At 67.6% G+C, this 19,546-nt stretch carries 20 protein-coding genes; 4 read left to right on the forward strand and 16 right to left on the reverse strand.

Annotated features, from left to right (window positions below):
* Positions 1-271: 271 nt before the first annotated feature.
* Entirely contained in the window at positions 272-985 is a 714-nt protein-coding gene (locus tag DIE03_RS20515; protein WP_034189835.1) for a transposase, read from the reverse strand.
* Positions 986-1,179: 194 nt separating this feature from the next.
* Here DIE03_RS20515 and DIE03_RS20520 point away from each other — a divergent pair, with 194 nt between their 5' ends.
* Positions 1,180-1,911 (forward strand): OmpW family protein, encoded by a 732-nt coding sequence (locus DIE03_RS20520; protein ID WP_124453452.1) that lies wholly within the window; start codon positions 1,180-1,182, stop codon positions 1,909-1,911.
* Between the two features lie 176 nt (positions 1,912-2,087).
* Here DIE03_RS20520 and ugpQ read toward each other — a convergent pair whose 3' ends face one another.
* The 12 genes from ugpQ to DIE03_RS20580 all read right to left on the reverse strand — a co-directional run bounded on the left by ugpQ (position 2,088) and on the right by DIE03_RS20580 (position 14,178).
* Positions 2,088-2,858 (reverse strand): glycerophosphodiester phosphodiesterase, encoded by a 771-nt coding sequence (ugpQ, locus tag DIE03_RS20525; protein ID WP_124453453.1) that lies wholly within the window; start codon positions 2,856-2,858, stop codon positions 2,088-2,090.
* 28 nt (positions 2,859-2,886) lie between these two features.
* Entirely contained in the window at positions 2,887-3,972 is a 1,086-nt protein-coding gene (locus DIE03_RS20530; protein WP_124453455.1) for a sn-glycerol-3-phosphate import ATP-binding protein UgpC, read from the reverse strand.
* A 31-nt stretch (positions 3,973-4,003) separates the two neighbouring features.
* Positions 4,004-4,849, reverse strand: a complete 846-nt coding sequence (ugpE, locus tag DIE03_RS20535; protein ID WP_124453457.1) for a sn-glycerol-3-phosphate ABC transporter permease UgpE — start codon at positions 4,847-4,849, stop codon at positions 4,004-4,006.
* Positions 4,846-5,730: a sn-glycerol-3-phosphate ABC transporter permease UgpA gene (ugpA, locus tag DIE03_RS20540; RefSeq protein ID WP_124453458.1), complete on the reverse strand. Its 885-nt coding sequence runs from the start codon at positions 5,728-5,730 to the stop codon at positions 4,846-4,848. The genes ugpE and ugpA overlap by 4 nt, the downstream gene beginning before the upstream one ends.
* A gap of 96 nt (positions 5,731-5,826) precedes the next feature.
* Positions 5,827-7,161, reverse strand: coding sequence for a sn-glycerol-3-phosphate ABC transporter substrate-binding protein UgpB (gene ugpB / locus DIE03_RS20545; protein ID WP_124453460.1), 1,335 nt, complete (start codon positions 7,159-7,161; stop codon positions 5,827-5,829).
* 88 nt (positions 7,162-7,249) lie between these two features.
* Positions 7,250-8,458 (reverse strand): deoxyguanosinetriphosphate triphosphohydrolase, encoded by a 1,209-nt coding sequence (locus DIE03_RS20550; protein ID WP_124453462.1) that lies wholly within the window; start codon positions 8,456-8,458, stop codon positions 7,250-7,252.
* Between the two features lie 41 nt (positions 8,459-8,499).
* Complete coding sequence (gene aroB, locus DIE03_RS20555) at positions 8,500-9,579, reverse strand: 3-dehydroquinate synthase (protein ID WP_124453464.1); 1,080 nt, start codon at positions 9,577-9,579, stop codon at positions 8,500-8,502.
* A complete protein-coding gene (locus DIE03_RS20560) occupies positions 9,576-10,130 on the reverse strand; it encodes a shikimate kinase (protein ID WP_124453493.1) in 555 nt (184 codons plus the stop codon). The genes aroB and DIE03_RS20560 overlap by 4 nt, the downstream gene beginning before the upstream one ends.
* Before the next feature lie 40 nt (positions 10,131-10,170).
* Complete coding sequence (gene pilQ, locus DIE03_RS20565) at positions 10,171-11,802, reverse strand: type IV pilus secretin PilQ (RefSeq protein ID WP_124453466.1); 1,632 nt, start codon at positions 11,800-11,802, stop codon at positions 10,171-10,173.
* Positions 11,799-12,653, reverse strand: a complete 855-nt coding sequence (locus DIE03_RS20570; protein ID WP_124453468.1) for a pilus assembly protein — start codon at positions 12,651-12,653, stop codon at positions 11,799-11,801. The genes pilQ and DIE03_RS20570 overlap by 4 nt, the downstream gene beginning before the upstream one ends.
* Complete coding sequence (locus tag DIE03_RS20575; RefSeq protein ID WP_124453470.1) at positions 12,650-13,258, reverse strand: fimbrial protein; 609 nt, start codon at positions 13,256-13,258, stop codon at positions 12,650-12,652. Before DIE03_RS20575 ends, DIE03_RS20570 begins: the two co-directional genes overlap by 4 nt.
* Complete coding sequence (locus tag DIE03_RS20580) at positions 13,255-14,178, reverse strand: competence protein ComA (protein ID WP_124453472.1); 924 nt, start codon at positions 14,176-14,178, stop codon at positions 13,255-13,257. The genes DIE03_RS20575 and DIE03_RS20580 overlap by 4 nt, the downstream gene beginning before the upstream one ends.
* 226 nt (positions 14,179-14,404) lie before the next feature.
* Between DIE03_RS20580 and DIE03_RS20585 the strand changes: the two genes are divergently transcribed.
* A complete protein-coding gene (locus DIE03_RS20585) occupies positions 14,405-16,792 on the forward strand; it encodes a penicillin-binding protein 1A (protein ID WP_124453474.1) in 2,388 nt (795 codons plus the stop codon).
* Between the two features lie 82 nt (positions 16,793-16,874).
* On the opposite strand, the gene cyaY is transcribed toward DIE03_RS20585, so the two are convergent.
* Complete coding sequence (gene cyaY, locus DIE03_RS20590; protein ID WP_124453476.1) at positions 16,875-17,201, reverse strand: iron donor protein CyaY; 327 nt, start codon at positions 17,199-17,201, stop codon at positions 16,875-16,877.
* A 36-nt stretch (positions 17,202-17,237) separates the two neighbouring features.
* Here cyaY and lptM point away from each other — a divergent pair, with 36 nt between their 5' ends.
* Complete coding sequence (lptM, locus tag DIE03_RS20595; RefSeq protein ID WP_124453478.1) at positions 17,238-17,516, forward strand: LPS translocon maturation chaperone LptM; 279 nt, start codon at positions 17,238-17,240, stop codon at positions 17,514-17,516.
* 81 nt (positions 17,517-17,597) lie between these two features.
* Here lptM and msrQ read toward each other — a convergent pair whose 3' ends face one another.
* Both msrQ and msrP read right to left on the reverse strand, forming a co-directional pair.
* Entirely contained in the window at positions 17,598-18,284 is a 687-nt protein-coding gene (gene msrQ, locus DIE03_RS20600) for a protein-methionine-sulfoxide reductase heme-binding subunit MsrQ (RefSeq protein ID WP_124453480.1), read from the reverse strand.
* A gap of 20 nt (positions 18,285-18,304) precedes the next feature.
* Positions 18,305-19,300 (reverse strand): protein-methionine-sulfoxide reductase catalytic subunit MsrP, encoded by a 996-nt coding sequence (gene msrP, locus DIE03_RS20605; protein WP_124453482.1) that lies wholly within the window; start codon positions 19,298-19,300, stop codon positions 18,305-18,307.
* 60 nt (positions 19,301-19,360) lie between these two features.
* Between msrP and DIE03_RS38565 the strand changes: the two genes are divergently transcribed.
* Positions 19,361-19,546, forward strand: a 186-nt coding sequence (locus tag DIE03_RS38565; RefSeq protein ID WP_221623694.1) for a hypothetical protein, incomplete at its 3' end; no start/stop codon positions are given.

Genomic DNA, 19,546 nt, shown 5'->3' on the forward strand with positions numbered 1-19,546 from the left:
GGGGGCCTGGAGGCCGTTGAACCGTTTTCTTGTTGCCGTCGATCCCGCTCCCGACGGGAGACGGCACGGCCGACAGTGGTTGGGCAGGCTTCGCCCGGGCCACCGGAATTCGGAATATACGCGACGAATCAAGGGAATAGCAACAAAAACCGCTTGATCGAACCCTAATTAAATGCATGCATTCATCTGGTGCCGTTTTATTGGGGACGTATCATTTTGGTGCAAAAAGAAGCGGCGCCCGCAGCGCCGCTCCTGACCCGCCTTTCCGGCATTACTGCTGGATCGGCGGCGTGTTTTCACGCACCTTTCTGGGGCGTCCGCGCGGCAGCGGCGACACGCGCCGGTTCGCGGTCCGCGCCGCCCACTCGCGGTAATGCTCGCCGCCGAGCACCCAGCCCTTCAGCGTCGCCTGCTGCAGCTGGTCGGCCTGCCGTTCGTCGAGCGGCTGCTCGCACAGCTCCTTGTACGCGCGCTGGCGGTCGAACGGCGTATTGCCGAGCGCCCAATAGAGCGGATGGTCAGTGATCAGGCTGTCGACGGTGAGCCCGACGTGATGCCGGTAGCTCGACCAGCGATAGGCCTCGGGCGTCGCGACGAGCTGCGAACGCACGGGGCTCATCTCGACCACGCGGCTCGCGAGCAGGAAATAGCGCTCGCCTTCGATCACGGTCGCGCGGTAGCGGCCCTCCCACAGCGTGCCGCGCCGCGAGTAGCGCCGGTTGAAATGCGCAACGTAGCGGCGGCCGACGGCCTGCATCGCCTTCGGCAGGCTCGCCTCGTCGCTCGGTGTCACGAGGAGTTGCACCTGGCGCGGCAGCAGCACGTAGGCATGCACCGACAGGTGATGATCGCGTGCGGCGGCCTTCAGGCAATCGATGAAGAGTTCGTAGTCCTGGTCGTCGACGAACGCGGGTTGCTGATCCAGGCCGCGCAGTATCACGTGCTGCGGCTGGTCGGGAACGTAGAGTCGTGCTAACCGTGCCATGCTGAATGTCCGTTTGAACGCGTTAGGAAATACCCGGAGGTCCGAAAATGCGCACCTGCGTAGAATGCCTGTCCCTGCGGCGCGCGTATGCGTACGGTCGTGCGAATCCTAGGGAGAAAACTCTAACTTACGAGCTTGTTTGGTTTTAAACGCAGTCGTCATAATGAGCACGCCTTTAGATCGGAGGAGACACAATGAAACGAAAACTGGCCATTACGGGGGCTGCAGCGCTCGCATTCACGTTTGCGGGCGGTACGGCACAAGCACAATCCGCAGGTGATTTCTACGTCAGCACCGGCTGGTTCCACCTTGCGCCGCAGGACAGCAGCGACCCGCTGTTCGTCTACGGCGTAGGCGGCACGCCCATCAACCAGTCGATTCCCAATACCGGCGCCGGCATCAGCGACGCCGATACGCTTGGGCTCGCAACGGGCTACTTCATCACCGACCATATCTCCACCGAGCTCGTTATGGGGATACCGCCGAAGTTCGACATTACCGGCAAGGGTCAGTTCGAAAGATTCGGCGTACTCGGCCGTGCGTACCAGTGGAGCCCCGCCGTATTGCTGCGCTACCACTTCAACGACGCCAACGCGAAGTTCCGTCCGTATGTCGGCATCGGCGCGACGTATGTCTGGTTCACCGGCGCGAAGATCACGAACGGCAGCTTCGAGAACGGCGTGCTCGGCGGCCCGACCAGCGCCACGACCAGCAACCAGTGGGCGCCTGTCTTCAACGCCGGCTTCACGTACAACTTCACGAAACACTGGTTCGCAGGCCTGTCGCTCTCGTACATCCCGGTCAGTGTGACGGCGACCTTCACGACGGCCCGCCGGACGCCGGTCGGCACGCTGACGGAAACGTCGAAGGCCCACATCTCGCTGAACCCGATCGTCACGTACCTGAACGTCGGCTACCGCTTCTAAGCGTAGTCGAATATTTGGGGAATGGTTAATCCTGCTGCAATTTGTAGCGGATTTTTCCTGGCGTAACGTCTCCACGATGCAAAACGCCCCGGCGGGAATCCCGTCGGGGCGTCGTTTTTTCGCGTCAGGCACGTTCCGGGCAAAAGTTTCACCGGACCCCGCAGCGACCGCTGCCGTCAGACGATGGCGATGTCGTCCAGCGCATCGGGCGCGATCAGGTCGATGCGGTCCGTGCAGACCGAATCGACGCCCCAGCGTGCGAGTTCGCGCGCCCGTTCGAGGTCGTTCACCGTGTAAGCCAGGATGCGCAGACCGGCCGCCTTGATCGCGCGCACGAGCGGTTCGTCGAGCTTTTTGTGGTCTGCATGCAACGATACGCAGTCGAGCGCATCGACGACCTGGGCATGCCAGTCGTCCGGCACGGCTTCGTAGAGCATCCCGCGCGGCAGCGCCGGCACGGTCGCGTGCGCCTGCTGCAGTGCATCGAACGAGAACGACGACAGCAGCGGCGGCACCGCGGCATCGCGCCAGTACGCGGCCGCGTCGGCCGCGACGCGCTGCCCGGTCTCGCGTTCGCGCCCCGGGCACGGCTTGATCTCGACGTTCGCGGCCAGCCCGTGCGCGATGCAGCGCGCCGCCGCGGCCTCGAGCGTCGGCATCCGCTCGCCCGCGAAACGTGCGTCGCGCCACGCGCCCGCATCGAGCGCCGCCAGCGCCGCATAACGCATGCCCGCCGCCGCACCCGTGCCGTTCGAGGTCCGGTCGACCGTGTCGTCGTGCAGCAGGAACGTCACGTCGTCGGCCGACAGCTTCGCGTCGAACTCGACCATCCGGTGCCCGCGCCGCGCGCCCTCGTCGAGCGCGGCCAGCGTGTTCTCCGGCGCGAGCGTGCCGCCGCCGCGATGGGCGACGACGCGCGGATAGGGCCAGTCGGTGCGGAAGGTCATCGTCGGTCTCTCGGCAAGTACAACGGGGTCAGCCGGCACGCTTGCCGGTTTCGGGATCGAAGAAATGCAGCCGGTGTGCGGGCAGCGCGGCCGCCAGCGCCGTGCCGCGCGCAGGACGGTCCGCGTGCGGCAGGCGCACCGCGACGTCGTGATTGCCCCAGCGGCCGTGCGCAAGGTTGTCCGCGCCGAGCAGCTCGCACGAGTCGACCGGCAGCGTCGCCTGCGCGACGCCCGGCTGCGGCGTCATGTGTTCGGGACGCACGCCGAGCACCCAGTCGCGCCCGGCGGCGATCGCCGTGCCGATGCCGGGCGCGCCGGCGACCGGCAGCGCAGGGCCGCCGCCCGCGACCGTGAACGTCGCGCCGTCTTCCGACAGCCGGCCGTGCATCAGGTTCATCGCCGGCGAGCCGATGAAGCCCGCGACGAACACCGTCGCCGGCTTCTCGTACACGTCGACCGGCGCGCCGATCTGCTCCGCGTAGCCGCGGTTCATCACGATCACGCGCTGCGCGAGCGTCATCGCCTCGATCTGGTCGTGCGTCACGTAGACGCTCGTCGTCGCGAGCCGCGCATGCAGCCGCTGGATCTCGAGCCGCATCTGCACGCGCAGCTTCGCGTCGAGGTTCGACAACGGCTCGTCGAACAGGAACACCGACGGCTCGCGCACGATCGCGCGCCCCATCGCGACGCGCTGCCGCTGGCCGCCCGACAGCTCGCGCGGCCGCCGCGCGAGCAGCGGCTCCAGTTCGAGGATCTTCGCGGCCGCGGCCACCCGCGAATCGATCGTCGCGCGCTCGATCCCGCGGATCTTCAGCCCGTAGCCCATGTTCTGCGCGACCGTCATGTGCGGGTACAGCGCATAGTTCTGGAACACCATCGCGATGTCGCGATCCTTCGGCTCAAGCGTATTGACGACGCGCTCGCCGATCGCGATCTCGCCGTCCGTCACGGACTCGAGCCCCGCGATCATCCGCAGCAACGTCGACTTGCCGCAGCCCGACGGGCCGACCAGCACGATGAATTCGCCGTCCGCGATCCCCACGTCGATGCCGTGCAGCACGTGCTGCTTGCCGTCGTAGGATTTCCTGACGCCCTTCAAGCTCAGCGCAGCCATACCTGGTCCTTCTCCCGGTTACGTCCGTGGTTCATTTCTCGGAATCGACGAGGCCGCGCACGAACCAGCGCTGCATCGCCAGCACGACGACGAGCGGCGGAATCATCGCCAGCAGCGTCGCCGCCATCACGTATTGCCATTCGGTCGCGGCGTCGCCGCTCGCGATCATCGTCTTGATGCCCACCACCGCTGTCGACAGCGACGCCTCCGTCGTGATCAGGATCGGCCACAGATACTGGTTCCAGCCGTAGATGAACGTGATCACGAACAGCGCCGCGATGCTCGTCTTCGACAGCGGCAGCACGACGTCCCAGAAGAAGCGCAGCGGCCCCGCGCCGTCGATGCGCGCGGCGTCCATCAGCTCGTCGGGCAGCGTCATGAAGAACTGGCGGAACAGGAACGTCGCGGTCGCCGACGCGATCAGCGGCATCGTGAGCCCGCCGTACGTGTTCGTCAGGTGCAGCGTCGACACCACCTGCACGGTCGGAAAGATCCGCACTTCCACCGGCAGCATCAGCGTGACGAAGATCAGCCAGAACGCCGTGTTGCGAAACGGAAAGCGGAAATAGACGATCGCGTACGCGGACAGGATCGACACCGCGATCTTGCCGACCGCGATGCCGAGCGCCATCGCGAAGCTGTTCACGAGCAGGCGGCCGAACGGCGCCGTCGTGCCGCCGCTGCCGTGCGACCAGATATGCGCGACGTTCTCGAACAGGTGCGAGCTCGGCACGAGCGACAGCGGCACCGTGAACACTTCCTGCGCGTTCATCGTCGCCGCGCAGAACGCGACGTAGACGGGGAACACGATCAGCACGACGCCCGCGATCAGCACCGCATGGCAGAACAGGTCGAAGCCCTTGCGATTTTCGATCATGCGTATTGCACCCTGCGTTCGACGAAGCGGAACTGGATCACCGTGAGCCCGACGACGATGATCATCAGCACGACCGACTGCGCGCCCGAGCTGCCGATGTCGAGCCCCTGGAAGCCTTCCGCGAAGATCTTGTAGATCAGCGTCTTGGTGCTCTGCGCCGGGCCGCCGCCGGTGGCCGCGTCGATCACCGGGAAGGTGTCGAAGAACGCGTAGACGAGGTTCACGACCAGCAGGAAGAAACTCGTCGGCGACAGCAGCGGCAGCACGATGTGGAAGAAGCGCCGCACCGGCCCGGCGCCGTCGATCGCCGCCGCCTCGATCAGCGAGCGCGGGATCGCCTGCAGGCCCGCGTAGAAGAACAGGAAGTTGTAGCTCACCTGCTTCCACACCGACGCGAGCACGACGAGGAACATCGCCTGCTCGCCGTTCAGCGCATGGTTCCAGACGATGCCGCCCTTCGCGAGCGCATAGGTGATCAGGCCGATGCTCGGGTTGAACAGGAACGCCCACAGCACGGCCGCGATCGTCGGCGCGACCGCGTACGGCCAGATCAGCAGCGTGCGGTACACGCGTGCGCCGCGAATCACGCGATCGGCGCACGCGGCGAGCAGCAGCGACACGACGAGCCCGCTCACCGTGACGAGCCCGCTGAACACGAGCGTCGTGCGAAATGAGTCGAGATACAGCGGATCGGCGAACAGGTGCGTGAAGTTCGCGAAGCCGACGAATTCGCTCGACGTGCCGAACGCGTCCTGCATCTGCGTCGATTGCCACAGCGCGACGCCGGCCGGCCACAGGAAGAACACGGCCGTGATCGCGAGCTGCGGCGCGATCAGCAGGTACGGCACCAGGCTCGTACCGAAACGGGAACGGGATTGCATCGCGGATATCCGGTCAGGCGAAGCGGAAAGGAAGCCGCGCCGCCGGCCGGCATGCGCTCGCGCGCGATGCCGCCGGCAGCACGAAGCGATGCGTGCTCAGCCGCCCGACTTCTCGAAGCGGCGCAGCAGCTCGTCGCCACGCGACGCGGCCGAATCGAGCGCATCCTTCGGCGACTTCTTCTGCGCCCAGACCTGTTCGAACTCCTCGTCGACGATCGTGCGGATCTGCGGCATGTTGCCCAGGCGCAGCCCCTTCGTGTACGGCAGCGGCGGCTTGTTCAGCATCTGCTTGATCGCGGTTTCGGCGCTCGGGTTCTTCGCGTAGAAGCCCTGCTGGCGCGTGAGGTCGTAGGCGGCGGTCGTGACCGGCAGGTAGCCCGTGTCCTGGTGCCACTTCGCGGCGACGGCGGGCGTTGCGAGGTACGCGAGGAATTTCGCGACACCCTTGTAGGTCGCCGGATCCTTGCCGGCCAGCACCCACAGGCTCGCGCCGCCGATGATCGCGTTCTGCGGTGCGCCCTTCACGTTCGCGTCGTACGGCAGCATGCCGGTGCCGTAGCTGAACTTCGCGAACTTCTGCACGTTCGCGAGCGCGCCCGACGACGTCGTCAGGATCCCGCAGTCGCCGCTGTAGAACTTCGCCGACGCTTCATCCTTGCGGCCCGCGTACGTGAACGTGCCGTCCTTCGCCATCTGCTGCAGGAACGACACGTGCTCGACCTGCTGCGGCTTGTTGAATTCGAGGACGGCGTCGGTGCCGTCGAAGCCATTGTTGCGGGTCGCGAACGGCAGCCCGTGCCACGCGCTGTAGTTCTCGAGCTGGATCCAGCCCTGCCAGCCGGTCGTGAAGCCGCACGCCATCCCCGACTTGCGCAGCTTCTCGGCATCGGCCTTCACATCGGCCCACGTCTTCGGCGGCTGGTTCGGGTCGAGGCCGGCCTTCTTGAACGCGTCCTTGTTGTAGTACAGCACCGGCGTCGAGCTGTTGAACGGCATCGACACGAGATGGCCCGTCTTCGCGTCGCTGTAGTAGCTCGCGATGGTCGGCACGAACGCCTTTTCGTCGAGCGGCACGCCGGCCTGCTTGAACACGTCGTAGACCGGCACGACGGCCTTCTTCGCCTGCATCATCGTGGCCGTGCCGACCTCGTAGACCTGGAGGATCGCCGGCGCGTTGCCGCTGCGATACGCGGCGATGCCGGCCGCGAGCGCCTGGTCGTAGGTGCCCTTGAAGACCGGCACGATCTTGTAGTCGCTTTGCGACGCGTTGAACTGGTCGGCGATCGCATTGACCCGCTCGCCGAGCGCGGCCTCCATCGCATGCCAGAACTGAATTTCCGTCGCGGCGAGCGCCACGTGCTGTACCCCGAACATCAGCGCGCCGCCGAGCGCGATCGAACGAACCAGTGTCCCCGCAGGCTTCTTCTTCATCGACCTCTCCTATGAAAACGTTACCAACAGCGTGTGCAACATTCCCGTCGCCATTGAACCGGCGAAGTCTAGTGATCGTTTGTGACAGTCAGTTGTCGCTGATGACGAACAGGCGCTGATATTCCTTCAGCGCGAAGCGGTCGGTCATGCCGGCAATGTAGTGCGCGACGAGGCGCGGCTGATGTGCCGTGTCGTCGGACTGGTACGGCGGCGGCAGCAGGCGCGGATCGTCGATGAACGCGTCGAACAGCCCCGTGACGACGCGTTGCGCCTTGCTCGCCATGCGCATCACCTTGTAGTGGCGATACAGGTTCTTGAAGAGGAAACGCTTGAGCGCGGCCGCCTGCGCGGCGACCGTCGCGCTGTGCGACACGAGCGGCGGTGCGGCGCGCACGTCGTCGAGCGACGCAGGCGCGACGCGCACGAGGTTGCGCGTGGTTTCGTCGATCAGGTCGACGATCAGCGTGTTGATGATGCGGCGCACCGTCTCGTGCACGAGCCGACGGCCTTCGAGGTGCGGGAATTCGGCGAGCGCCGCTTCGTAGTGGCGCTGCCACAGCTCGACTTCCGCGAGCTGCTCGATCGTGATCAGGCCGGAACGCAGGCCGTCGTCGACATCGTGGTTGTTGTAGGCGATTTCATCGGCGATGTTCGCGAGCTGCGCTTCGAGCGACGGCTGGCGGCCGTGCAGGAAACGCTCGCCGAGCGCGCCGAGCTTGCGCGCGTTCTCGCGCGAGCAATGTTTCAGGATGCCTTCGCGCGTCTCGAAGCACAGGTTCAGCCCGTTGAATGCGCCGTAGTGCTCCTCGAGCTCGTCGACGACCGCGAGGCTCTGCAGGTTGTGCTCGAAGCCGCCGTGGTCGCGCATGCACGCATTCAGCGCGTCCTGCCCGGCATGGCCGAACGGCGTATGGCCGAGATCGTGCGCGAGCGAGATCGCCTCGACGAGATCCTCGTTCAGGCGCAGGTTGCGTGCGACCGAGCGTGCGATCTGCGCGACTTCGAGGCTGTGCGTGAGGCGGGTGCGGAACAGGTCGCCTTCGTGATTGACGAAGACCTGCGTCTTGTATTCGAGCCGGCGGAACGCGGTCGAATGGACGATGCGGTCGCGGTCGCGCTGGAATTCGGTGCGCGCCGCCGGCGGGGTTTCCGGATGGCGGCGCCCACGCGACTGCGACGCGTGGGCGGCATACGGAGCGAGATGGGCTTCCAGCGCCGCCAGCGTCGGCGGCTCGGCCACCGGCGCGGCGGATGCGCGGCTGGCTTCGGGCAGTGTGCTGCTGGATGTCTCGCTCACGTCTCCTCCATGTCAGGGGCGCCGGGGCATCCGGGCCATCGTTAGCGGGTCGTCTGCGCCAGTGTAGCGAACACGGCTTCGTCCGGCGCCTCGGTGATCAGCGTATCGCCGAATCGCTTCAGCAGGATGAACTTGATCGCGCCGGCCTCGGCCTTCTTGTCGACACGCATCAGGTCCATGTAGCGTGCGTCTCCGAGCGCGGGCCCGCGGGTCGGCAGATGCGCGGCCGCAATCACCGCGTCGAGGCGCTGCCGCGACGCTTCGTCGAGCAGGCCGAGCCGTGCCGACAGGTCGCCCGCCATCACCATCCCGCAGCCGACCGCCTCGCCGTGCAGCCACTCTCCGTAGCCGAGCCCGGCCTCGATCGCGTGGCCGAACGTGTGGCCGAAATTCAGGATTGCGCGCAGGCCGCCTTCACGCTCGTCGGCCGCGACGACGCTCGCCTTGATCTCGCACGAACGCTTCACCGCGTGCGCGAGCGCCGCCGGCTCGCGACGGTTCAGCGCATCGACGTTCGCCTCGATCCAGTCGAAGAACTCGGCATCTGCGATCGCGCCCGTCTTGATGACTTCGGCGACGCCGGCCGCCAGTTCGCGATCGGGCAGCGTCGACAGCGCGCCGATGTCCGCGATCACGGCTTGCGGCTGGTAGAACGCGCCGATCATGTTCTTGCCGAGCGGGTGATTGATGCCCGTCTTGCCGCCGACCGACGAATCGACTTGCGACAGCAGCGTCGTCGGCACCTGGATGAACGGCACGCCGCGCATGTAGCACGCAGCGGCAAAGCCCGTCATGTCGCCGATCACGCCGCCGCCGAGCGCGACGAGCGTCGTCTTGCGATCCGCGCGTTCGGTCAGCAGGCCGTCGAAGATCAGGTTCAGCGTTTCCCAGTTCTTGTACGCCTCGCCGTCCGGCAGCACGACCGTCGACACGCGCTTGCCGAGCGGCGCGAGCGCCGCGCGCAGCGCGTCGCCGTAGAGCGGATCGACCGTCGTGTTGGTGACGATCGTGACGGACGAACCCTTGATGTGAGGCGCGAACAGCTCGGTGCGGCCGATCAGGTCGGCACCAATGTGAATCGGATAGGCGCGGTCGCCCAGATCGACGTTGACAGTAATCATGCTTGTAGCGGCTTGGCGATGACGCCCGCCAGTTCGAGTTGCATCAGCACCATGTTGACGAGACCGTTGACCGACGGACGGCCGGTCTCGATGACGAAATCCGCGCATTCGCGGTACAGCGGATCGCGCACTTCGTACAGCGCTTCGAGACGCCCCTTCGGATCTTCGGTCTGCAGCAGCGGGCGGTTCTTGTCCTTGCGCGTGCGCAGCCACAGATCGTGCGGATTGGCGCGCAGATAGACGACGATGCCGCTGCTTTTCAGGCAGTCGCGATTTTCCGGGCGCAGCACCGCGCCGCCGCCCGTCGCGAGCACGATGTTCTCGCGCTGCGTGAGATCGGTGATCACCTGCGTTTCGCGATCGCGAAACCCGGCCTCGCCTTCCAGCTCGAAGATCACCGGAATGCGCGCGCCCGTGCGGGCCTCGATTTCATGGTCGGAGTCGAAGAACGTCCTGTCGAGACGACGCGCGACCGCACGGCCCACGGTGGTCTTACCCGCTCCCATAAGGCCGACGAAAAATACGTTTGCATGTGGGTCCCGCGCTTGCAACGGCTTCCTCTGCTTCAATCTTGCTGGTGTGTGGCGCAGCTTACTGGCAAAGCGGCTGCCTTGTCGAGCCTGCGCCGGCGGCTTCCGGCCCCGTTTTATCGGCATCCGCGTCGCCCGCGCCGCGCGCATCGCAGCGCGCATCGACGACGGTCGGCGTGATGAACACGACCAGTTCGTTGCGCTGGTCGCGCTGCGCGCGGTGCCGGAAAAGTGCGCCCAGAAACGGTATTTTGCCCAAGAGCGGCACGCGCGTCACATCGTTCCGGCTCAGTTGTTCATAGATACCACCGATTGCGACCGTCCCGCCATTCTCGACCTCGACACGTGTCTGTACATGCTTCGTATGGATGGCGGGGCCGGCCGCCGTCGGCTCGCCGACGCTGTCCTTCGTCACGTCCAGGTCGAGCACCACGCGCCCGTCCGGCGTGATCTGCGGCTCGACCTCGAGCTTGAGCGTCGCGCGGCGGAACTGCACGCCGCTCATGCCGTTGCCCACCTTCGCCTGGTACGGCAGCTCCGAACCCTGCTCGACAATGGCCTTGACGCGGTCGGCCGTCACCACGCGCGGCCGCGAAACGATCTGGCCCCGCCCTTGTGCCTCGAGCGCGCTCAGTTCGACGTCGAGTACGCGGCTGAGCGGCGCGGCGAACAGCGTGAAGCCGGCAGTCGCCGCGTCGAAGCCGCCGAGCGGCCGCGCGGCCAGGTCGAGCGCATTGCGCGCGTCGGCCGTGAACGTGGCGCTCTCGCCCGCCGGCGGCCGCCCCTGCGCCCGCAGCGCGACGCGCACGCCGAGGTTGCGCGAGAAACCCTGTTCGCCTTCGACGATCCGCGCCTCGATCCGGACCTGCCGCGACGGCCGGTCGATCGCGTCGATCAGGCCCGCGATCTGCGCGATGCGCGGCGCGAGATCGGTGACGAACAGCAGGTTCGTGCGCGGATCGGCCGCCGCGGCACCGCGCTTCGACAGCAGGCGCTGGCCGGTCGCGCCGGCCAGCAGCCGCTGCACGTCCTGCGCGCGCGGGTAGTGCAGCGCGAACGTGCGGCTCGCCAGCGGCTCCAGATCGGCGGCCCGCGCGTGCATTTCGAAGCGCTCGCGCTCGCGGGCGGCCAGGTCGGCCGCCGGCGTGACCCAGATCACGTTGCCGCGCCGGGACATCGCGAGCCCGTGCGTGTCGAGCAGCGTGTCGAAGGCCTCGCGCCAGCGGACATTGTTCAGACGTAACGTGACCGTGCCGCGCACCTGCTCGCCGACGACGATATTGAGCCCCGTGAACCGCGCGAACGCGTCGAACGCGGCCGCGAGCCCGGCGCCCTGCAGATTCAGCGAGATCCGCCGCGCGTCGTCCGCATCGCCGGGTTGCCGCGCCGCGGCGTCGCTCATCCGGGCCGGCGGCACCAACGGAATCGGCGGCCCCTCCAGTTGCGGGGCCGGTGCGGCGGGCTCCGTCCGAAGCACCGCACGAGCGGCCTGGTCGAACGGCGGCGGGCCGGCTTCCTCCGCAACCGCGTGGTCCACACCATCCATACTCCCGTGCGGCAGCGGCAGGCCCGGCACCGGTGCCTCCACCGACGCGGCAGGCCAGACTGCCGGCAGCGGCGGCAACGATGCGCCTGCGCAGGCTGCCGTCGATCCGGCCCAGACGGCGAGCGCCCAACGGCCGTACTTCGTCATGGGCGCCCTCCGTCGTCGAAGGCGACCCGGTGCGCGCCGTCCGCCGTCGCGAGCATCACCGCCGCGGACTCGACGCGCACCACGCGCGCCGCCCCGAGCGCTTCGCCGGGCATCACGGCCGTGAACGCGCCGTTGCCGTCGTCGAACAAGGCGAGACCGGCACGCGCGTCGCGAATCGTGCCGGCGAGCCGGGCCGCCACGCCATCGGCTTCAGCGCCGAACGGATCGGCGTCGAGCGCTTCAGCCCGAAGCGGCACCGTGCCGCCAGCGGGCGATGCGGCCGGCAGCGCCGGAAACACGTCGACAGACATGTCCACCCGCGTTGACTGCATGCCGCGCTCGACACGCAGCGCCGACGGCACCGCCAGCACCTGAAAGCGCGCCAACCCGCCGACCATCCTCGACAACGCGCGAAAGCCGCCATCCGCGGCGATGCGGACGGTGCGCCGGCCGTCCGGCGCCGCGCCATCGGTGCGCTGCGGCTCGATCGATACGCCATGCAGCCCGCTCGACGCAGCGAGATCGGCCAGCTCCAGCATCAGCGCGGCCCATTCCGGCGCACGCGACGCGCGATCGTCATGCGCCGGCGCCGGATGGGCGCTGCGCCGTCGTTCCGCGGATTCGAGCATGCGCTGCGCGTCGGCCGCGCGCCCCTGCGCGGCCACCAGCAACGCGCGACTATGCGCGAGCCCGCTCCAGTCGGCCGCATTCGCCAGATGAATGCCGCCTGCCAGCACGGCCACGAACGCCAGCACGCAGCCGGCGGCTTGCATGGCCGCCGGCGAGACCCGCGGCATGCCGCGCGGCCACGCAACGCCACGCGGCACCGGCCAATGCGTGATCGCCGTCATGCGCCACCTCCCGACGCCGTCCGCGACGGCATCGCATCGTGCCAGCGCAATTGAACCGAGAACCGGAACGGCATCCCGGCCAGCGGCGCCCGCGCACTCGACGCAGGCGTCAACGCATCCACGTCGATCCGCCAGTCACGCTGCTCGCGTGCCATCGCGGCGAGCCATCGCGCGGCCGCCCGGTAGCTCGTGGCCCGCACATCGAGCACGGCCCCGGCCGGCGTCGTGCGCAACGCGTCGAGCCGGACGCCGTTGTCGCGCACCTGCACCAGTGTCGCCAGCAGCCCTGCGACGCGCGCGTGCGGTGCGGCAAGCGCGGCGGCCTGCGCGTCGCGCCGCGCGATGACAGCCGCCGCATCGGCGGCGCGCGTCGCGGCACTCACCTGCGGCTGCAACTGCCGCAGCCGCGTTTCCACGCTTGCGCGCGCGGCATCCATGCGCCACCGCATCCAGGTGCCCGCGCCCGTCCACAGTGCGGCGCCGAACACGCCGAGCAGGATCGCCGTCGCGCACTGCGCGGCCCGGCGACGCCGCAACGCGTGCGCCAGCCGTTCGCGGTACGGCAGCAGGTTGAAGCCGCCGAGCGCCGCCTGATCGGCCGTCATTCCCACACCCCGCGCAGCGCCAGCCCGAACGCAACGGCGAATGCCGGGCCGCCCGGCATGCCGGCGGGCGGGCATGGCTGCCCGTCCCAGCTCGTGCAGTCGAACGGCACCACCGCCGAGCCGAGCACATCACCAATCTCGGCGACGGACGTTTCGAAGCGCGCGATGCTTCGCTCGTCCCCGGCGACGAATACACAGCGCACGGCGCCGAGCGCGCGCCGGCGCAGCGCATCGGGGAGCGCCTCCGGCAGCGTGCCGGACAGCGTGAGCACCGGCACCGCCAACGGCCCGTCGATTCGCCAGCCGCGCACTCCCGAATCGCAGAACCAGAGCGCGGCGTACGAACCCTGAGCATCGAGTTCGAATTGCGCGGCATAGCGCAGTGCGCGCAGCATGGCCGCCGACTCGCCGTCGACCGCCGTCAGGTCGATTCCGGCCTGGGCGGCCACGTCGATCCGCCGTTCGAGCAGCGCGAGCGGGGCCACGGTCACAGCAATCTCGCCGGAGCGCGCGCCGCCGTGCTGCCGCCAGTCGAACGCGAAACTGTCCGGCGCCAGCCCCGAGATGCGCTCGGCCGCCTGCCGCGCGGCGTCCGGGATGTCGTGACGGCCGGCCAGGTCGAGCGTCGCGGTACGTATTTCGTCGTCATGCAGCGCCATCACGCCGCGCGCATCGCATCGCACGTCGGCCGCCGACAGTCGCGCAACGGCTGCCGCCAGCGCACGCGCGACCGCGGCCCAGCGCGCGTCTTCCGGGCCGCCCGCCAGCCCGACCGGCTCCCGCTCGAGCCCCTCGACCCGCACATCCGCGCCCCGGCCGCGCCGGCTCAGCACGACCACCCTCACCTCGCCGGCGCCGACGTCGATTCCCGTCGACCGGTGCCTGCCCTGCGCAAACCGTGCTACCCATCGTCCCGCCATCCCAGCCTCCCGAAATCGTCGCGGCCCACGCCGCGTTTCCGAGACCTGATTCTGCAAAGCGGCGCGCGCCGCCGACAGTCGGCCAAACGGCCAGCAGCGGCCGACGGCGGCCGTGCGCGAGTCATACTGACGGCATGCCGACCGGCGGCTTTCCGGCGGCCGCCCCCCGCGTCAGGACCGGTCTTACCGGGCAGCTATAATCGCGGGACTGTTTTCCGGTATGCCTATGCAATCCACGACTCCTACGTCCCCGCCTCCTGCCCCGGAGCCGAAGAAACGGCCCTGGTGGCAAAAAGTCCTGCTCGGCTTCGCCGCGATGTGCGTGGCCCTCGTCGTGGCCGGCGGCCTCGTGCTCGGCTACGCGCTCGTCGTCGCCTGGCCGAACATGCCGTCGCTCGACGCGCTGACCGACTATCGCCCGAAGGTGCCGCTGCGCATCTACACGTCCGATCACGTGCTGATCGGCGAATTCGGCGAGGAGCGCCGCGACGTCGTCCATTTCAAGGACGTGCCCGACTCGCTGAAGAAAGCGATCCTCGCGATCGAGGACGCGCGCTTCTACGATCACGGCGGCGTCGACCTCACCGGCATCATCCGCGCCGGCTTCGTCGCGCTGACGAACGGCCACGCGTCGCAGGGCGCGAGCACGATCACGATGCAGGTCGCGCGCAACTTCTTCCTGTCGAGCGAGAAGACCTACACGCGCAAGATCTACGAGATGCTGCTCGCGTACCGGATCGAGCGCGCGCTGACGAAGGATCAGATTCTCGAGGTCTACATGAATCAGATCTATCTCGGCCAGCGCGCGTACGGCTTCGCGAGCGCCGCGCGGGTCTATTTCGGCAAGGACCTGAAGGACATCTCGCTCGCGGAAGCCGCGATGCTCGCGGGGCTGCCGAAAGCGCCGTCCGCGTACAACCCGGTCGTCAATCCGAAGCGCGCGAAGGTGCGCCAGGAATACATCCTGCAGCGGATGCTCGAGCTGAACTTCATCACGCGCGAGCAGTACGACGAAGCGTCCGCGCAGCCGCTCGTCGTCAAGGGCCCGGGCCGCGATTTCAGCGTGCACGCCGAGTACGTCGCGGAAATGGTCAGACAGATGATGTACGCGCAGTACCGCGAGGAAACCTACACGCGCGGCTTCAACGTCGTCACGACGATCGACTCCGCGGACCAGCAGGTCGCGTACACCGCGCTGCGCAAGGGCATCATGGATTACGAGCGTCGCCACGGCTATCGCGGGCCGGAAGGCTTCATCGAACTGCCCGCCGGTGCCGACGACCGCGAACAGGCGATCGACGACGCGCTGCTCGAACACCCCGACAACGGCGAGCTGATTGCCGCGGTCGTCACGGCCGCGAGCCCGCGCCAGATCACGGTGGCGTTCATCGACGGCAGCACGGCGACGGTCGAGGGCGACAACCTGCGCTTCGCGTCGGGCGCGCTGTCGGCCAGCGCGCAGCCGAACCGCCGCATCCGCCCCGGTGCGATCGTCCGCGTCGTGAAGAACGACACCGGCAAATGGTCGATCACGCAATTGCCGCAGGTCGAAGGCGCGTTCCTGTCGATCGTCCCGCAGGACGGCGCGATCCGCTCGCTCGTCGGCGGCTTCGACTACAACAAGAACAAGTTCAACCACGTCACGCAGGCATGGCGGCAGCCGGGTTCGTCGTTCAAGCCGTTCATCTACTCGGCGTCGCTCGACAAGGGCCTCGGGCCGGCAACCGTGATCAACGACGGCCCGCTGTACTTCAGCGCCGCCGAAACGGGCGGCCAGCCGTGGGAGCCGAAGAACTACGGCGGCGGCTTCGAAGGCCCGATGTCGATGCGCACCGCGCTGCAGCGCTCGCGCAACCTCGTGTCGATCCGGATCCTGAACCACATCGGCACGAAGTACGCGCAGCAGTACATCACGCGCTTCGGCTTCGATGCCGACCGTCATCCGGCCTACCTGCCGATGGCGCTCGGCGCGGGCCAGGTCACGCCGCTGCAGATGGCCGGCGCGTACTCGGTGTTCGCGAACGGCGGCTACCGCGTCAATCCGTACCTGATCGCCGAAGTCACCGATCCGAACGGCGCGATCGTCGCGCGTGCACAGCCGCTCGTCGCCGAGCAGAACGCGCCGCGCGCGATCGACGCGCGCAACGCATACGTGATGAACAGCCTGCTGCAGAGCGTCGCGCAGCGCGGCACGGGCGCACGGACCAACATCCTGAAGCGCACCGACCTCGCGGGCAAGACCGGTACGACGAACGATTCGCACGACGCGTGGTTCGCCGGCTACCAGCACACGCTCGCCGCGATCGCGTGGATCGGCTACGACAACCCGCGCAGCCTCGGCGATCGCGAAACGGGCGGCGGCCTGTCGCTGCCGGTCTGGATCGAGTACATGGGCGCGGCGCTGAAGGGCGTGCCCGAGTTCAAGCCGACGATGCCCGACGGTGTCGAGTCGCTCGGCAGCGAGCTGTACTTCACCGAATTCACGCCGGGTCACGGCTTCGTGTCGACGGTCGGCGTGCCGCAGGCGCCGGCCACGCAGAACGTCGACGAAGCCGTGCCGCACGTCGACGAGCAGGAAAAGCAGGACATCATGAACCTGTTCCGCGGCCACTGACACACGGCCCGGCCATGAAAAAGCGCCCCGCGGGGCGCTTTTTCTTTGGCTGCGACGCTCGGGGTCCGGCGCCCCGGTGCGGTCACAGGCTGAACGTGATCGGCAGGCCGGCCTGCTGGGTCGCGTATTCGGTGAGCGCCGAGAAGAACTCGGTGCCCGTGCGCGTATCGCGCCACTCGCCGTCGATGAAACGGTAGTGGAATCCGCCTGCCTTCGCGGCGATCCACACTTCCTTCATCGGCGGCTGCAGGTTGACGATGATCTTCGAGCCGTTCTCGAACGTCAGCGTCAGGACGCTGCCGTTGCGCTCCAGATCGATGTCGTGGTCGCCATCGTTCGCGGCGTCGACGGTACGCTCGACGGCCATCAGCACGGCCTCGGCACGGGTCAGGTATTCGGTATCGGACATGCTAAACTCTATCGGTTCAATTGTTCAGGGACGATCATGCGAGTCGTTTTCCGGATGAGCGCGATTGTAGCGGCTTTGGCGATTCTTGCCGGCTGCGGTCAAAGCGGCGCGCTTTATCTGCCCACCGTACCCCCGATGCCCAAACCGCTCCAGCAACAGAACACGCCGCCGTCGGACGTGAAACCGACCGATGAAAACGCGTCGTCCGACGATACACCCGATACGTCGGGTTCGCCGCTCACGCTGTCGCCCGAGTTGTCGAGCGGCGCATCGACCATGCCCGCCCCGGCATCGGGTCCGGCCGCCGCGAAGTAACGACGCAACGCGGCTCGCGCGGCTGGCGAAACTAGGCGATGACTTCACGGTCATCGCCTTTTGTTTTTCCGGGCTGCGCCGTCACGCACGCACGCGCCGCCATCCCCATGCAAGCAGCCGCCAGCCGAGCAGCGCCGCGACGATCGCCGCGTAGAGCTTCGGCTGCGCGAGATTGTGCTTGCCGGCGCGCATCCACCAGAAGTGCAGCACGCCGAACAGTGCGACCGCATAGATCGCACGATGCAGCGTCGCCCAGTGGCGGCCGAGCCGGCGCACCATTGCGCGCGTCGACGTCGCGGCGAGCGGGATCAGCAGCACGAATGCGGCGAAGCCGACCGTGATGAACGGACGCTTGCCGACGTCCTTCAGGATCGCGACGACGTCGAACCACTTGTCGAACCACAGGTAGGTCGTGAAGTGCAGCGTCGCGTAAAAGAACGCGAACAGCCCGATCATCCGGCGAAAACGCAGCAGCGCCGCGAACCCCGTCATGCGCCGCAGCGGTGTGACGGCGAGCGTGATGCACAACATGACGAGCGTCCAGAGGCCCGTCGAGCGCGTGATGAATTCGATCGGATTCGCACCGAGCCGGTCGGTCAGCCCGAACAGCACGAGACGCGCGAGCGGATAAAGGCCGGCTGCGAACACCAGCACCTTGGCCGGCGCGAGCCAGCGCGGCGCGGGCGGACGGATCGCATCGGCCCGCGCGGTGCGTGCGGCGCGTCCGGTATCCGCCGCGCGAGCGGGCGTGAGCGTCGAAGGAGGCATGTCGTTTCTCACCGTCGGGCTCAGAAGTTCTTCTTCAGGTCCATGCCCTGATACATCGACGCGACGAGGTCGCCGTAGCCGTTGAACATCAGCGTCTTGCGCTTCGGCGTGAAGAAGCCGTCCTCGCCGATGCGCCGCTCGGTCGCCTGGCTCCAGCGCGGATGATCGACGTTCGGGTTCACGTTCGAATAGAAGCCGTACTCGTTCGATGCGTAGGTGTTCCAGCTCGTCTTCGGCTGCTTGTCGACGAAGCGGATCTTCACGAGCGACTTCGCGCTCTTGAAGCCGTACTTCCACGGCACGATGATCCGCACCGGCGCGCCGTTCTGGTTCGGCAGCACCTGCCCGTAGACCCCCATCGTCAGCAGTGTCAGCGGATTCATCGCCTCATCCATCCGCAGCCCTTCCGAATATGGCCAGTCGAGCACCGGCGTCGACAGGCCCGGCATCTGCGACGGGTCGGCGAGCGTGATGAACTGCACGTATTTCGCGTTGCCGGTCGGCTGCACGCGCTTGATCAGCTCGGACAGCGGCACGCCGATCCACGGGATCACCATCGACCAGCCCTCGACGCAGCGCAGCCGGTACACGCGTTCCTCGAGCGGCGCGAGTTTCAGCAGTTCGTCGAGGTCGAACACCTTCGGGTGCTGTACCTCGCCCTCGACGCTCACGCGCCACGGACGCGGCCGCAGCGTGCCGGCGTTCTGCGCCGGGTCGCTCTTGTCGGTGCCGAATTCGTAGAAGTTGTTGTAGGACGTGATGTCCTTGAACGGCGTCACCTTGTCGGCGGCGACGAACGTCGGGTTCGTTTTGGCTGCGAGCTTCGCTGCGCGCGCGTCGGGCGACGCATACGCGGCGAATGCCGCACCGCTGCCGCCGAGCAAGCCGCCCGCCGCCGCGAGGCCGGCCGCCTGCAACACGCGCCGCCGGTTCTCGAATATCGCGCGCGGGGTGATCTCGCTGAGCGAAATATCACCGCCGGTCAGTACGTTCCGCAAAGGGCGTTTGATCCACATCGTGCTGCTCCTCCTGCATGCGCGGCGCGCACGCTTCATGAGCGTTCGACCCGGCCCGTCATGCGCCGTTCGACGCCCGGTTCGCCCGCCTGTTACAAAACAAAACCGCCGGGCACGCAGTGCACCGGCGGTTCGATAGTCGGACGAGCGGCGGAAATCTTACAGCTTGCCGTAGCTGTGCAGCCCGGACAGGAACATGTTGACGCCGAGGAACGCGAACGTCGTGACCAGCAGGCCCGTGAGCGC

Origin of the sequence: Burkholderia sp. Bp8992, from assembly GCF_003853705.1 — a bacterium.
Taxonomy (GTDB): domain Bacteria; phylum Pseudomonadota; class Gammaproteobacteria; order Burkholderiales; family Burkholderiaceae; genus Burkholderia.

Bases quoted from the DNA above. Each gene is read 5' to 3' on its own strand.
- DIE03_RS20515 (WP_034189835.1), bottom strand. From the start codon at position 985: ATGGCACGGTTAGCACGACTCTACGTTCCCGACCAGCCGCAGCACGTG.
- DIE03_RS20520 (WP_124453452.1), top strand. From the start codon at position 1,180: ATGAAACGAAAACTGGCCATTACGGGGGCTGCAGCGCTCGCATTCACG.
- ugpQ (WP_124453453.1), bottom strand. From the start codon at position 2,858: ATGACCTTCCGCACCGACTGGCCCTATCCGCGCGTCGTCGCCCATCGC.
- DIE03_RS20530 (WP_124453455.1), bottom strand. From the start codon at position 3,972: ATGGCTGCGCTGAGCTTGAAGGGCGTCAGGAAATCCTACGACGGCAAG.
- ugpE (WP_124453457.1), bottom strand. From the start codon at position 4,849: ATGATCGAAAATCGCAAGGGCTTCGACCTGTTCTGCCATGCGGTGCTG.
- ugpA (WP_124453458.1), bottom strand. From the start codon at position 5,730: ATGCAATCCCGTTCCCGTTTCGGTACGAGCCTGGTGCCGTACCTGCTG.
- ugpB (WP_124453460.1), bottom strand. From the start codon at position 7,161: ATGAAGAAGAAGCCTGCGGGGACACTGGTTCGTTCGATCGCGCTCGGC.
- aroB (WP_124453464.1), bottom strand. From the start codon at position 9,579: ATGATTACTGTCAACGTCGATCTGGGCGACCGCGCCTATCCGATTCAC.
- pilQ (WP_124453466.1), bottom strand. From the start codon at position 11,802: ATGACGAAGTACGGCCGTTGGGCGCTCGCCGTCTGGGCCGGATCGACG.
- DIE03_RS20570 (WP_124453468.1), bottom strand. From the start codon at position 12,653: ATGACGGCGATCACGCATTGGCCGGTGCCGCGTGGCGTTGCGTGGCCG.
- DIE03_RS20575 (WP_124453470.1), bottom strand. From the start codon at position 13,258: ATGACGGCCGATCAGGCGGCGCTCGGCGGCTTCAACCTGCTGCCGTAC.
- DIE03_RS20580 (WP_124453472.1), bottom strand. From the start codon at position 14,178: ATGGCGGGACGATGGGTAGCACGGTTTGCGCAGGGCAGGCACCGGTCG.
- DIE03_RS20585 (WP_124453474.1), top strand. From the start codon at position 14,405: ATGCAATCCACGACTCCTACGTCCCCGCCTCCTGCCCCGGAGCCGAAG.
- cyaY (WP_124453476.1), bottom strand. From the start codon at position 17,201: ATGTCCGATACCGAATACCTGACCCGTGCCGAGGCCGTGCTGATGGCC.
- lptM (WP_124453478.1), top strand. From the start codon at position 17,238: ATGCGAGTCGTTTTCCGGATGAGCGCGATTGTAGCGGCTTTGGCGATT.
- msrQ (WP_124453480.1), bottom strand. From the start codon at position 18,284: ATGCCTCCTTCGACGCTCACGCCCGCTCGCGCGGCGGATACCGGACGC.
- msrP (WP_124453482.1), bottom strand. From the start codon at position 19,300: ATGTGGATCAAACGCCCTTTGCGGAACGTACTGACCGGCGGTGATATT.